This window comes from Bacillus sp. S3, from assembly GCF_005154805.1.
Lineage (GTDB): Bacteria > Bacillota > Bacilli > Bacillales > Cytobacillaceae > Neobacillus.
In genome coordinates this window covers 950,018-964,340 of sequence record NZ_CP039727.1, presented here as the reverse complement: position 1 = coordinate 964,340, position 14,323 = coordinate 950,018, and the positions used below count along the sequence as shown (strand labels likewise).

Sequence of the window (14,323 nt, the reverse complement as noted above, 5' to 3'; positions counted from 1 at the left end):
TGAAATGAAACGGGTATTAAATAGGAGATGACATTCATGAAAGAATAATTGTGATCAGAGAGGACTAGAAAATGAAAATATCTATATTTGCAGGCATATTTGTTCTAAACCTTAGTTTTTTTTCCATGATTTCTCCAGCAGAAGCCGGCAATAATCAAGAAGCTGACAGAAAGGTCATACTCATTTCTTTTGATGGAATGAAAAATGACTACACCAATAAATATATGAAAGAAAATAAATTGCCTCATATCAAAGAGCTGCGAGACAACGGAGTATGGGCAAAAAAACCCTCTACAATTACTCCTTCTCTTACAGCGCCTTCACACGCAGCAATCGCCACTGGAGCGACACCTGACCAGACCGGGATTGTAAGTAATCAATGGCATGAACTGAATAAAACGGTAGGAAATGAAGACGACGGTTTCCAAGCGAAAATCCAGGTACCTCCATTGTGGACAGAGGCTAGAAAACAAGGAAAAACAACAGCCACCATTGCGTTTCCCGGAGCTAATCCAAAGGATGAAAAACAAGGCGATTACTCTATTTATTATGGAAAAACATGGTCTCCAAGCAATTTGGAGTCATTAACCTTTAAAGATGCTGTCAATTGGATTCAGCCTCCCAATAGCTTTAGTCCTTTAAAAGAAGCAGAATTCTCTATCAAGATGGAAAATAAAAAGAACCATCTTATCCACATTTTAGCGATCGATTCAACCGATGATCAAAAGCAAAACTATGACACTTTTCTATTATCTGAAGATAAAAAGGCAGATCAAGAGGACTCTATGATAGAAGGAAAACAATGGGGATCTCTTTCTTTAGATATAAAAGCTCAGCAAGCTGCTGGTTTTTGGTTCAAAATGAAAGCAGATAACCACGACCTTAACCGTCCGATTCAAATGTACCGGACAGCTGTGACTTCCGGCTTAATAAGTGGTCCAAAAGGATTTTCTGATGAAATAAAGAAACAGTTTGGTTTTTTTCCGGCTCAGGATGATGATACTGCCCTCGAAAAAGGATGGATTACGAGAAAGGAATATGAGGAGATCAGCACACGATTTGTCATGTGGGTAACCAATGTTTCTCTCTATATAAAACAGAAATATAAGCCTGATTTACTAATGTTTTATGCTCCGCAAATTGATCATGAGCAGCATAAGTATTTATTAATCGATCCCCGTCAGCCAGGATTCACACCTGAGAAGTCAAAAAAATATATGGATTATATCGAATGGTCATACCGATTAGCAGACAAGGTGGTAGGGAAAACGTGGGATTCCCTAAATGAGGATGATTATTTGTTTGTTGTCTCCGATCATGGGATAACCGGCTCATTCTACTCTATCACCAAACAAATTATTAAAAGATGCCGGATTGTTAAAAGTAGATGAGAATAATAAAATCAATTTTACCGAATCAAAGGCATATGCCATTCCGAGCGGTTCCACAGCGCATGTATACATTAACTTGAAGAAGCGGGAAAAAGGCGGGGTTGTCCCTCAAGACGAGTATGAAAACGTCCGAAACCAAATTATTCAAGCTTTTAAAGAAGTAGAGGTCAGCAATAACAAGGGGACGGCCATTCAACATCAAATGAAAGAAATGGTGTCAGCTTTTAAGGGCGATAATGATTCGTTACATAATGTTCAAGTGCATGTCAAAGATACTTGGAAACACCTTTTCGAAGGGAAAGTTCATCCATATGAAAAAGTAATGAAAAGTTCGAATGATAATCAAACGTTCTTGGGGCATCCCAATTCAGGAGATATTGTGTTGATCGGGGCCCCCGGCTATGTAATGGGAAGCGGCACTTCCAAAAATGTCACACCGCCAATTGAATTGGGAACACATGGAGGAAATCCAGACAGAAGCATGCTTAGACCTGTTTTTATTGCTGCCGGGCCAGACTTTCGCAAAGGGAAACAAATTAACTCCACGTCTAATTTAGATATTGCTCCTACTATCTACGATTTACTGGAGTTAAATCCACCTTCATTTATAGAGGGGAAAAAGATTAAGGGTATTTTTATAAAGAGGAATCCCCCTGCTGATAGCTAGGGGGATAGAGTTACTTTATTCTGAATGATGAGTTCCCGTGTTCGTATTGCAATTCATCAACTGTTTGAAGCCGTTGATCGCCTCTTTCATCGTCTTTCGGTGTGGAAAAGGAGAGTTCTGTCTGATTAATGGCATCTGCCGTTTCATCAAACATCTTTTGTGCTTCTATCGTACGTTTTGCATAGGGAAGAACCTCCAGCCTGACAACAGGAATCTCCTCTCCTGTATCCACACATTTGCCATAGGTGCCATTCTGAATTCGGTCTAACGCTTCATTTACCTCAGTTAGAATATGCTGGGCCGATTCTTTTATGGAAAACTGTACTTCCCTATCTTCCAATTGTGACGCGGTATCCGCAAAGTGATTATCCATGCTGGTCAATTCCCCGTAATCCTCAAAGGTTAATGGCCGGTTTGATTCAATTACCTTAGTCATTTCCTGCTTCATTCTTAATAATTTATTCTTAAAATGGGTGAGTTCCCTCTCTGTTAACATGTTCTTCCCTCTCCTTCCTTTCCTTCCAAATTCTATATACCCTTTCAGCTAAGATTCCTAAACTTATTTTTCAACCTATTGCAAATTTTTTGCAATTCCATTATCATCTAATTAGATAATTATTAAATAAGGTGTGTTGAATATGCAATTGGATAAAATAGTTGGTTTTCATAAAGCATTAGGGGATCTTACACGAATACGAATTATTGGCCTGCTCCAGCAAGGACCTTTACATGGGCAGGCTATTGCCGGGAAGCTTGGACTCAAACCGCCAACGATTACCCACCATATGACGAAGCTGCGGGAGGTTGGCCTAATTAGAGAACAACGTGATAAAAATACCATTTATTTTTCGCTGAATACAAAGACTTTAGAAAATAGTGCCAAAGCCATTTTCACGGTTGGGACAGGGGGTGAATCGAGTTTGGAAATGTCGGTAACAGCAGAGGAACGCACTGCCATTATCAATAACTTCTTCACAAAAGAAGGAAAACTGAAAAATTATCCTGCCCAACGAAAGAAAAAGCTTGTTGTTCTTTCACATATAGTAAAGGGATTAGATTTCGGAAAAGTCTATCAAGAAAAAGAGATTAATGAATATTTAAAACAATTTCATGAGGATTATGCCACATTACGACGTGAGCTGATCATGTGTCAGTATATGTATCGCGAAAATAATCTCTATGAACTAAATCCTGTTGAATTATGGTGGTTAAGTTAAAGGGCGTTACCCGGCGCCTCTTTTTTTAATCCAGCTAATTAGATATATGTGAAATTAGATTACAATGAAAAAAGGTGATTTCGATGGATCAGTCAATGGTTAAAGCAGGGAAACAGTATCGGAAATTATTCCTAGCTGGGGTTGTGAATGGTATTGGGGATCGGTTTAGCTCTGTTGCTATATTAGCGATGCTGCTGCAAATAACCGGATCAGGCTTTGCAGTGGGAATAACGTTAGCTATCCGGTTAATCCCCTTTGTCTTCTTTGGACCTTTAGGAGGATGGCTGGCAGACCGGATCCCAAGAAAGTCAATATTAGTTACAACCGATCTGCTCCGAATCATTTTCGCCCTATCCTTCTTATTCGTTCACAGTAAAGAGGAGCTGTGGATCGTTTATCTTAGTTCGTTTTTTTTAGCTGCTGGTGAAGCCATTTATAGTCCAGCAAGAAAGTCGGCCATCCCTCTCCTTGTGAACAAGGAACAGCTAATAAAAGTGAATAGTTTAGAACAAGTCTTAATCGGGATTGTATTGATCGGTGGCGCCTTTTCAGGTGGGATTGTGTCCTATATTTTTGGCGCTCATGTAACATTTTGGTTCAATGCCGCCTCTTTCTTAGGTGCAGCCACGATAATCTCAACGATTAAATTTCCTGAAAATAAGCGAGTAGAGGAAGGCAATAAGTTTAGAAAAGAGGCGCAACTCGCCGTATTAAAAAAAATCATGTTGATGTCTGCTCCCGTTCTAATCCTCTTGATTTGTGAGGTCTTAATCGCCTCGATGAACGGAATCGATAATGTCCTCATTAGCGTGTATGCCGTGAATGAGTTTCAACTGGGGGATGTTGGGGTTGGCCTATTTTATGGGGCCTTAGGGATCGGTTTAACATTAAGCTACTCAATTGCAAATCGACTTCGGAAAAATTTCTTAGTCACAGGTTTAGTCTGTTTACTGTTAGAAGGTGCTTCTCTGTTAGTATTAAGTAGAATCCATGTAGCAGCCTTTGCCTTTCTTTTATTTTGCAGCGTGGCGTTTATGTCGGGGATTGGGAATGCCTGTTTTGATACCATATTAATGAAGGAAATTCCTGAAGAGCATCAGGGGATGATGTTTGGATTGTTAGCGACCATCGGAAACACGATTTTAGGTCTATCTATGTTTTTATCTGGGATTGCACTAAATTATCTTGCACCACGCTCCTTAGGTTTAATTGGCGGAATTGCCTATATCCTGATTTCGGTTATCTTACTAATTGTCATTTCATCAAATCGACAAACTTGCAATAGATGAAGAATACTGAGACATATCCGTAACAAAAGCAGATGAAATTGAATATCTATTCGTTATCCAATTCCCCCAAAATATCCATTCGAAATAAAAAAAAGAAAAGAGCACCCGTCCCAGATGGGCAAGGCACCCTAATCATTTTCAATGATTAATAGTTTCGATTGCTATCGATGTCAGTGATTGGGGCGTCAGTAACGGGCGGATTATCGGGTGGTGTGATTGGATCTGTAGAGCTTTGGTTGGCACGATTAGTAAAAAAGTGATCTCCAACATGATTTTCTCGACGTTCCACCACAACAATAAATTTCCCTTCATTAACAAGCCCTTCATAACGGTGCGCTTCTTCTTCAGGAAGACCCATTCCAATCAACGCTCCTGCCAATCCGCCAGCTCCTGCACCAACTGCAGCTCCGGTTAAAGTTGCTGCTATTGGTCCCGCTGCTATAAACGGTCCGACGCCTGGAATGGCTAGAGCTCCTACGCCTGCCAACAAACCGACAAGCCCGCCTAGCGCACCGCCAGTTGCCGCTCCCGCTACAAAGCCTTCTTCCGTTTTCGTACTAGTAGCCTCATTAATTTCATGTACCTGTTCTTTGTTCTTTCCAATCACCGATATATCCTCGGCAGCATATCCCTGGCGTTTGAGGTTTTCAACGGCCTGGATAACTTCACTTTCAGTATCATAAACTCCCACCAAGTGTTTTTCATGTGTATGCATTAATAGTCCTCCTTTGGACGAGTATTTACTAGTACATCTACCCGCTACAAGAAGAACTGAAACATTTATTCTTTACTTCCTTTGTCATGAAAGTATATTTCAATAAGCATCATTCCGCATGAGGCCCATGGTAAGTTTTAGCTGTCCTATGTTTAGGTAAGCTAGAATAACTCTACATGATCCCTTCGCCCCTACTCGATGTTTGAGCATCTATGGCACCTGCATTTATCCATTTTACGTTTCTAACCATCGCATCTTTTGACCAATCAGCGGGCATTTCTTGATCTGAAATGACACAATCAATTGATGGGAATGACCCTATATGAAACAGAGCCTTCTGATTCATTTTGGAAGAATCAGTTACAACAAAAACACTTCCTGATCTTTTCATCATAATAGTAGATGCCGTTGCTTTATCAATATTGAAATCACATATTCCATCTTTGCTCATTCCTCCGCATGAAATAAATGCTTTATCAAAGTAAAAATGTTCTAATAACTGATTGGTTAACGGTCCACTGATTGATCGTTGCAGTGGATTGGTTGTTCCTCCGAGTACGATTACATTGCCATCAAATAGCTGATTTTCTAATCGATTATTTAAGATTTCAGCTGCTGCTAATGAGTTGGTCACAACCGTGATATTTTTTACATTTTTAATTGACCTTGCAATATGTAAAGTTGTTGATCCTACATCGAGAGCAACTGTTTCCCCATCCATAATAAAAGTTGCGGCAGATTCCCCTATCATTTTTTTTTGATTATGGTAGATGCCGATTTTTTTATTAAAATGGAGTTCTTTAAGCGAACCAAAATATTGAATTGCCCCACCGTGAATTCTACGCAGTTTCTTTTTCTCCTCAAGGACGCTTAAATCTTTTCGGATTGTTTCCGGTGTTACGTTTAATTTAATGGCTAAATCTATTACATTAATTTTATTTTTCATCTCAAGTTCTCTTATGATTACTCTATACCTTTCTGCCATTTCATGCTTATTCATACAATCTCCCAATGCCTCCCTCATTAAAATTTTGTTATGTATTAATCCATTATAAAAAGCGAATATAACAAAACGCTTAAGAAAATATTAAGTTTTGTAAATTAGTCAAAAATGAAGAATAAAACAAAATCAAAAAGCATTTTTTCATCTATCTTTTCTACTATTAGTAGTCTGAGTATTTCGACATAAAGGACGACAGTGCCGTTTTATTTGGCTTATTTGGTTTCTGTTTTTCCTTTGTTTAATTTACTTACATTTCTAGCAACCTTCATACTCTATCAATATTATTATCCTACGATGTAATAGTAGATGACTGGGAATAATTTTTTAAAAATTGGGGAGGTAATTTTCATGAGTATTCAGGATCTAAACAAAGGGATAGACAGAAGGAAATTTATGAAAATCGGAGGAATGAGTACGCTCGCATTAACACTTGCGTCTACTGGATTGCCTGGAGATTTATTTACTAACCATGTACATGCTGATGAATTAGGAAATGCTAAGCTTCAATTTAACTCAGATGGAAAGTATAAAGTTGTACAATTTAACGATACTCAGGATGATGAACGAATTGATCGCAGAACCATTGAACTTATGGAGAAGGTTCTTGACTCAGAGAAGCCGGATTTTGTAGTTCTTAACGGTGACAATATTACAGGAGGCTGTGATAGTGAGATAGAGATGAAACAAGCCTTAAATAATGTAGCTCAGCCAATGGAAAAAAGAGGTATCAAATGGGCAGTTACATTTGGAAATCATGATGAAGATTCTTCACACCTAAGTGGAATGTATGAAAATGACATGCTGAAGTTCTATATGAATTACAAATATAATATGAACGAACCTGGAGAAAAGGGCCTTACCGGAACAGGTAACATGAACCTTTTAATAAAAAATTCAAAAGGCAATAATGCCGCATTCAACCTCTGGCTTCTTGATAGCGGAAGATATGCACCAGCAGAAATTGCAGGACAGGATTTCAAAGGGTATCCTACTTGGGACTGGCTTCGATTTAATCAAGTGAATTGGTATTATGAGAAATCCAAAAAACTTGAGAAGCAATACGGTTTTAAAGTGCCTTCACTTGTATTCATTCATATCCCTCTATGGGAACATCGTTTTATGTGGTATGGAAGTGTTGATAGTAGAACACAAGCGAACCATGATCTTGCAGCGGCAAAACATAATATAGTAGGAGAAAGAAATGAAGACGAATGTCCAGGACCGGTTAACGGCGGTTTGTTTTCAGCCATGTTAGATAGAGGGGACGTTAAGGGCGTTTTCTGCGGACATGATCATGTAAACACCTACTGTGGCAACTATTATGGAATTTTGCTTGGCTATGCCGGCAACACAGGTTTTGGAACGTACGGCCTTTCTGGAGCTGATCGAAACAGACTGCGTGGAGCGAGAGTATTCAATTTAGATGAAAATAAAGAAGGTGTTCTTGTAGAAACTCATATGGTTTTCGCTAAGGACTTTGGAATTGATTTAACAGCGAACGATCAAAGTATCGATCCTTTACCATTAAACAATGGAGAAAAGGAAAAAGCGGTAAAAGGATAAATGCTGCTAGAATATGAAGATCGGTAGGTCAATATTTATTTGAAAAATCAAAGATTCCAAAGTTACCTTTAATGATTTGGTACCTGCTTTGCAAACAAATATGGGAACAGACACACCCTGTTCCCAGTGTATTGGAATGTATAACACGTTTGTTCATATAAAAAAATTATAAAGTATATTGAAATAACAGCATGGAAACTGCCCTTTTCATGCTGTTTTTTCATCTTTATAGATTTTCCAATAGACTAAATACCTGCATCCTTTTTCCTTTTTTCTTCTAAAGCGAATCATCCTTAAGTGCCAAAGTGAAAATCAATGATAGGTTAGAAGAATCATTTTTTAAAATAGAAAAGGATTACCAAAAATGGAAGAGAATACATTTGAAGAATCTAATCTTCTAGGGGGTCATTTTTTTGAAAAGAGGAAAAAAGCGCTCGGCCATTTTACTATCTACCATGCTAGTAACTTCAGGTTTGTATTTTTCTCCGGTGAATCTGCCAATTAAGGCAGCAGCCGCAGCACAGGATGTAACGAACCCAAGCATTAAGGCCTTTGACCAAAAGGTCATTGCAAGAGTCAATGCCGAAAGAATCTATCAAGATCTCTACTATCTATCAGAAACGATTGGTCCGCGCGTAACCGGAACAGAGGGGGAGCAGCAGGCTGTTGAATTCATAAAAAACCGTCTCTTATCTTTAGGCTATGAGGTAGAAACGCAGGAATTCAGCATTCCTGACAAAACGATTGGACATTTGCATACAAGCGATAATAATGAAGTGATGGTGAATATACCTGCCGGCTCCGCGGCGACACCTAATGAGGGAATCACCTCTCTATTATTTGATGCAAAATTGGGCAAAGCGGCGGATTTTACTGCAGATGCAAAGGGCAGGATTGCACTGATCTCCAGAGGGGAAATTACGTTTAAAGAAAAAGTAGATAACGCAGTCGCAGCAGGGGCGATCGGAGTATTAATCTATGATAATATTAGTCAGCCAGGTCCATTGAATCCTTCCATCGGCGGTGAAGCGGCCGTTCCGGTAGGCGGCATTTCAAAAGCAAGCGGTGAAGCCTTGCTGAAGGACGTTGTGACGCAAGGTAAAACGGTGACAATGAATGTCCAGCGTCTTAAGAATGCGAAGTCACAAAACATAATTGCTACTAGGAAGCCTAATCAAGGGGCAAACCACGACATCGTGCATGTCTCGGCCCATATCGACAGTGTTCCGTTTGCCCCGGGAGCAAACGACAATGCTTCAGGTACTGCCGTTGCTTTAGAATTGGCCAATGTTTTAAAAAGCTACCCAATCGATAAAGAATTGCGGTTTGTGTTTGTCGGTGCTGAAGAGATCGGCTTGGTCGGTTCGGCACATTATGTCAGCAAGTTAAGCCAAGATGAAGTCAGCCGCAGCCTCGCGAACTTCAATATGGATATGGTTGGAACCGGGTGGGATAATGCGACCGCAATTTATTTAAATACGGTTGACGGGAAGGCAAATATTGTGTCAGAGACAGCCAAGGCAACCGCAAATAGAATTGGTACTTCATCAGAGTTGGTGCTCTATCAGCGTGGCTCTTCTGACCACGTTTCCTTCCATGATGCGGGCATCCCGGCAGTTAACTTTATTCGCCGCGAACCTGGAACAGCAAACCTGGAGCCATATTATCATACGCCAAATGACAAAATTGAACATGTCAGCATTGAGCGTCTGAAAGAAGCTGGCGACCTGGTTGGAGCCTCTCTATACAGTTTGATCAGAAAATAGTAGTCCTGAGTATAAAGGTATTTATTAAAAGTCTTCCCAAAAGGCAAGGCTGTTTTTATACTGATTCTCAACAGCCTGACACCCGCTGCAATAAAATACAGCGGGTGTCAGGCACTTATATTTTTATATATTAGGTAATCAAAAAAATTCCTGCTCTAACAGTCTGTTATTGAATGGAATTAAAAAAATTGAGGATATGGAGCCATGGGCGGTCTCCACGTTGGAATGGGTTGCTGATAATATCCCGGCATATGATTATGATTTGGATTGTGATTTGGATTATGATTTGGATTATGATGATTTGGATTATGATGATTTGACTGGTAGTGATGGGGCGCGTGACCAAGGGTATGGTGATTATATTGTGCTATACATGCCCCCGTTTGTCCAGGATATGGACCAGTCGTAATATGATGGGTCAATTTACACACCACTTTCTTAGAATTTATTTTATATTATGCGGTACAGGCTATTCGGTTACAAAAAGTTGGTGGGGAGGTTGTTATCGTTGACAAAAGAAATAGAGCTGTGGGTTTGCGTGACGGTTAAAGAAAACCGAAGAATTGGAGCCGGGTCCCAAAGTAAGATCAAGAGTTTATATCAGATGCCCGAGGCAAACATTGATGTCACTATTTGCCCCTAGGTAGTTTCTTCTTATATTGTTAGGGGTTCCAAAAGAACCGCACAAGGTTATTTCGTATTTTCCAATATGCTTCGTATTTTATCAGTATAAATTTTTGCCAAGCCTTTTTTGCTGTATTCGAAGTATTTCATGCTTGATTCTTTATTGATACCCATGTTTACTAGCCGAATATCAAGCTTTTCAAGGATAAAACGCTCATCCTCATCCTTTTTTGTTCCACCCACTTGAGCCAAATCAATCTTTGTACCGTCATTAAATTCAATTATGTAAAAAAAGTCACCTTTTGCGTGTGTAAATAACGATGTCCTCCCCTTACCATACACCCCTGTTTGAATCTTGACGATTTCGTCATAGCTGTATGATTTGCCTTGTGGAGCAAAAAAGGAATAATCAATAATCCGATCTTTAGTTACTACAGTAACAGCTGTAATAATTGTGTACAGCAAAATAATAGTGAAGGTCGAAAAAGCAGCAATCATGAGCTTTCTATACTTTTTAAAAATTGCTCCGTTTTTCCATACATTCCTCAAATCTTTGTTGAAAATGTAGAAAAATCCCACAAAAAGATAGAGTTCAAAGATTATAACCAGCCCTGAATAGGGTGATTTAAAAACCCAGATAATATAATCCTTTGGAACAAACAATACTTCTTGCATCAAAGATACTAAAATAAACATGCCTAGGGTTAATATAAGTATGGCTATAATTGCAAATACACGTAGAAATCCCGTTTTAATCATTTTCACAGTAACGTCTCCTATACAGGGCAACTTTTTACATTTAATTTACATTTGAATAACAAAGGGTTAATAAACTGCCTATATACTTAAGTTATATAAAGTCATGCTTATGGAGGGTCCATGATGATCGAATTCATGATTCGACTGGCTATTCTTATTCCCCTTTGCATACTGCTTTAAATGCATCATGATTAAACAAGCAACAAAGTAATGATCCAAATTACACGATCTACTAGTCCAAAGGATTATACCCGCGTTCATCCAAATTCCCCTTTTTATCGCAAACAATTTCCAATTAATAATATGTAAAATTGTAACATACTACTGGTCACTGAAGTAAAAAGTCAATTATAATAATGTATAGTCTCTTACCAAAAAGTAAGGACATTACCTTACATTTCAGGAGGTGATGAGTCTTGGGAAATCAGTGTAGATTACCAGGGACTCCAGCCACTCATGCAAAGCCATGTATTGGAAAGGCGATACTTTGCATGGGGCGGACATTTAGTTTAAAAAATCGCCCAGGTAAGCTATTATTTCATTTCTAATATGCGGCTTTGCACCTTATTGATCAATAAAAATAAGGGGCTGGCAAACAATGAAATATGTAAACGCAAGTAACATCTTACCTAAAAAACTGATTGCAGAAATTCAAAAATATGTTCAAGGGGAAACCCTTTATATCCCTAAACCGGAAAAAACCTACCGGAAATGGGGAAGTTGTTCAGGGGCAAGAAAGTTCATTGATGAACGAAATGCCTCAATCAAACATTCATTTTCTATTGGAACAAGCATCCACCAGTTAGCGGATGAGTATTTTCTATCCATCGAGACCATCAAAAAAATAGTGTACTCGCAGAGAAAAAAGGATGACTTATAAGAATCTTCCACCTAACAGCTCGCCAATCGGTGAGTTTTCTTTATATGTATTGTTTGTTTCTAAATCATCTTCTCCATTTCATTTAAAGGATGCTTTTTTTAAAATATATATAGGGTAACGGAAGAAAATGAGGCGGTTTATGATGGACGAAAAATTTATTAAGAATGAACAATTTAATTTTATAAAACGGCAAGTGGATTTGATAAAGGATAGTTATAAAAAAAATACTGACCCAAGTGTCATTAAGGCTGTCAGGGAACTGGCCAATGCTCAAATTCTTGAGCTTTTTCCACATGCTGCAGGGGAACAAGCTGAAAGGCTGGACCTTTCAAAATGGAAAACGGATGCTGAGTTTGATCAATATCTTCAAGCGTTAGCCAAATGTTTGATCCCCTTTCCAACACTTACCGAGCAGCAGGTGAAAAAAATGTTTCCAAAAGCCAAGAAGCTAAAGGTACCGAATTTATTGGCTTTTGATTTTGAGAAGATGACCTACCTAAGCTGGTCTGATATCAGCACTAACAAAAAATTTATTATTTACGAGCTGAATAAGAATTTGATGGGAATTGAATGTAAATACTCAATTTTAAATAAGGACAATATCTGTTCGTTCTGTAATCGTTTTGGTAAAGTAGCTTTTATTACCACAATCACCAAAGCTAAAAAGTCCAATAACCCCGATTACTATAAAGCGATTGGAAACTATATCTGCCTAGACAGTGCTGAATGCAATAAAAAAATAACCAGCGTTGCCTATTTGACTGAGTTTTTAGAGGAATCGAATCGGAAACATGCTTAAAAACAGAACCTTGCTAAAGGGAGATTAGCAAGGTTCTGTTATATTTTTTGAATTTATCATAAGGTTCATAATGAAAGTAATGATTGATCCCTTAATACAAATTGTGCCAGTTCCTCCATTTGATCGGAAATTGCTCGGTCGCTTTCAAGGGGCGGACAGATTTCACGAATTTTTTCTAAATAAGCACGTGTTGCCGGTGCTAATTCTTTTTCGGCTTTTTCCAAATAAATCGCCTGAGATGCACAAATCATTTCAATCGCTATGACTCTTGCTGAATTGTGAATAATTTCTCTTGCTTGACGGGAAGCAATGGTGCCCATGCTGACGTGGTCCTCTTGGTTTGCAGATGTCGGAATGGAATCAACGCTTGCCGGGTGGGCAAGGACTTTATTTTCAGAAACAAGTGATGCTGCAGCATATTGGGCAACCATCAAACCGCATTCTAACCCTGGGTCAGTTGCTAAAAATGGGGACAAACCGCTTAATTGCGGGTTGACAAGCCGTTCTGTTCTTCGCTCGGAAATATTCGCCCACTCTGCCGCCGCAACTTTCAAAAAGTCCATTGATAACGCAATTGGCTGGCCGTGGAAGTGACCTCCTGATAGAATTTCTCCATTTTCTAGAACAATCGGATTATCCGTCGTAGAGTTCATTTCTACACTTAAACGCTCATTCACATAATTAAACGCCTGCCATGATGCGCCATGGACTTGAGGAATACAACGAATGGAGTACGCATCTTGGATGCGGATTTCTCCTTGTCGGGTAATCCGTTTGCTGCCCTCCAGCCATTTCCTCATTCGAGAAGCAACGAATTCTAGCTCCGGATGGGGCCTGACAGCTAATAGTTCACTGTCAAATGCGGAGATTACCCCGTTTAGCGCCTCCATAGTTAAGCTTGCTGCCATATCTGCCGCTAAACCAACACGTTCCGCCTCATTAAGTGCAATCGTACCAACAGCCGACATCGCTTGTGTTCCATTGATGAGGGCCAGACCTTCCTTCGCTTCTAAGGAAACCGGTTTTAGCCCAGCGCGTTTTAGCGCTTCTGCACCAGGAAGAATTTCTCCTTTATATTCCGCTTTCCCCTCGCCAACTAACACAATGGCAATATGGGAAAGCGGTGCTAAATCGCCGCTCGCACCGACCGATCCCTTACAAGGAACAACCGGATGAACACCCCTGTTAATCATATCAATTAGGAGCTGTAATGTTTCTTCTTTAATTCCAGAATACCCCTTCGCAAGTGAGTTGGCTCTTAACGTCATCATTGCTCTTACCACTGGAATTGGAAGAGGCTCCCCAACACCGACAGCATCGGCACGCAATAAATTCAGTTGTAATTTGGCAATATCTTCGCGGTCAATTTCGATATCACTCAGTTTTCCGAAGCCCGTATTCACACCATAAACTACTTTTCCATCATTGATTTGTTTTTCAACCCGTTCGCGGCTTGCCCGAACCCGCAGCCAATTCTGTTCCGGTATCCCTACCTGCGCATCATAATCCGCAATACTTTGTACTTTATAGCGGTCCAATGTAACCCCATCTAATTCTACCAATTTTAACCCAACTAATTCTTTGCTGCCCATTATGTGTCCAACTCCCATTAAAATACTTTAGCTGAATATTCCGTCTTTAATCATTATA

Annotated in this window: 14 protein-coding genes; 9 read left to right on the top strand and 5 right to left on the bottom strand. The window is 39.4% G+C overall.

Annotated features, from left to right (window positions below; translation table 11 throughout):
* Positions 1–71 precede the first annotated feature (71 nt).
* Positions 72–1,391 (top strand): alkaline phosphatase family protein, encoded by a 1,320-nt coding sequence (locus FAY30_RS04445; RefSeq protein ID WP_149868749.1) that lies wholly within the window; start codon positions 72–74, stop codon positions 1,389–1,391.
* Positions 1,375–2,058, top strand: a complete 684-nt coding sequence (locus FAY30_RS04440) for a hypothetical protein (RefSeq protein WP_149868748.1) — start codon at positions 1,375–1,377, stop codon at positions 2,056–2,058. The genes FAY30_RS04445 and FAY30_RS04440 overlap by 17 nt, the downstream gene beginning before the upstream one ends.
* 10 nt (positions 2,059–2,068) lie before the next feature.
* On the opposite strand, the gene FAY30_RS04435 is transcribed toward FAY30_RS04440, so the two are convergent.
* Positions 2,069–2,554: a TraR/DksA family transcriptional regulator gene (locus tag FAY30_RS04435; RefSeq protein WP_149868747.1), complete on the bottom strand. Its 486-nt coding sequence runs from the start codon at positions 2,552–2,554 to the stop codon at positions 2,069–2,071.
* A 142-nt stretch (positions 2,555–2,696) separates the two neighbouring features.
* On the opposite strand from FAY30_RS04435, the gene FAY30_RS04430 reads away from it, so the two are divergent.
* Together FAY30_RS04430 and FAY30_RS04425 are read left to right on the top strand one after the other, a co-directional pair.
* Positions 2,697–3,275 (top strand): DUF2087 domain-containing protein, encoded by a 579-nt coding sequence (locus FAY30_RS04430; RefSeq protein ID WP_149868746.1) that lies wholly within the window; start codon positions 2,697–2,699, stop codon positions 3,273–3,275.
* An 83-nt stretch (positions 3,276–3,358) separates the two neighbouring features.
* Positions 3,359–4,564 carry an MFS transporter gene (locus FAY30_RS04425; RefSeq protein WP_149868745.1) on the top strand — a complete coding sequence of 402 codons (1,206 nt, stop codon included), beginning with the start codon at positions 3,359–3,361 and terminating at the stop codon, positions 4,562–4,564.
* 145 nt (positions 4,565–4,709) lie between these two features.
* On the opposite strand, the gene FAY30_RS04420 is transcribed toward FAY30_RS04425, so the two are convergent.
* Both FAY30_RS04420 and FAY30_RS04415 read right to left on the bottom strand, forming a co-directional pair.
* Positions 4,710–5,279 carry a general stress protein gene (locus FAY30_RS04420; RefSeq protein ID WP_149868744.1) on the bottom strand — a complete coding sequence of 190 codons (570 nt, stop codon included), beginning with the start codon at positions 5,277–5,279 and terminating at the stop codon, positions 4,710–4,712.
* Positions 5,280–5,451: 172 nt separating this feature from the next.
* Entirely contained in the window at positions 5,452–6,279 is an 828-nt protein-coding gene (locus tag FAY30_RS04415) for a DeoR/GlpR family DNA-binding transcription regulator (protein ID WP_149868743.1), read from the bottom strand.
* 351 nt (positions 6,280–6,630) lie between these two features.
* Between FAY30_RS04415 and FAY30_RS04410 the strand changes: the two genes are divergently transcribed.
* The 3 genes from FAY30_RS04410 (at position 6,631) to FAY30_RS04400 (ending at position 10,020) form a co-directional block, all read left to right on the top strand.
* Positions 6,631–7,845 (top strand): metallophosphoesterase family protein, encoded by a 1,215-nt coding sequence (locus FAY30_RS04410; protein ID WP_149868742.1) that lies wholly within the window; start codon positions 6,631–6,633, stop codon positions 7,843–7,845.
* Positions 7,846–8,258: 413 nt separating this feature from the next.
* A complete protein-coding gene (locus FAY30_RS04405) occupies positions 8,259–9,611 on the top strand; it encodes a M20/M25/M40 family metallo-hydrolase (RefSeq protein ID WP_149868741.1) in 1,353 nt (450 codons plus the stop codon).
* A gap of 220 nt (positions 9,612–9,831) precedes the next feature.
* Positions 9,832–10,020, top strand: coding sequence for a hypothetical protein (locus FAY30_RS04400; protein ID WP_223820889.1), 189 nt, complete (start codon positions 9,832–9,834; stop codon positions 10,018–10,020).
* A 281-nt stretch (positions 10,021–10,301) separates the two neighbouring features.
* Here FAY30_RS04400 and FAY30_RS04395 read toward each other — a convergent pair whose 3' ends face one another.
* Positions 10,302–11,000 (bottom strand): hypothetical protein, encoded by a 699-nt coding sequence (locus FAY30_RS04395; RefSeq protein WP_149868739.1) that lies wholly within the window; start codon positions 10,998–11,000, stop codon positions 10,302–10,304.
* A 592-nt stretch (positions 11,001–11,592) separates the two neighbouring features.
* Between FAY30_RS04395 and FAY30_RS04390 the strand changes: the two genes are divergently transcribed.
* Positions 11,593–11,874, top strand: coding sequence for a CD3324 family protein (locus FAY30_RS04390; RefSeq protein ID WP_149868738.1), 282 nt, complete (start codon positions 11,593–11,595; stop codon positions 11,872–11,874).
* Positions 11,875–12,013: 139 nt separating this feature from the next.
* Positions 12,014–12,673: a FusB/FusC family EF-G-binding protein gene (locus FAY30_RS04385; protein ID WP_223820888.1), complete on the top strand. Its 660-nt coding sequence runs from the start codon at positions 12,014–12,016 to the stop codon at positions 12,671–12,673.
* Positions 12,674–12,738: 65 nt separating this feature from the next.
* Here FAY30_RS04385 and hutH read toward each other — a convergent pair whose 3' ends face one another.
* Positions 12,739–14,265 (bottom strand): histidine ammonia-lyase, encoded by a 1,527-nt coding sequence (gene hutH, locus FAY30_RS04380; protein WP_149868737.1) that lies wholly within the window; start codon positions 14,263–14,265, stop codon positions 12,739–12,741.
* Positions 14,266–14,323 lie beyond the last annotated feature (58 nt).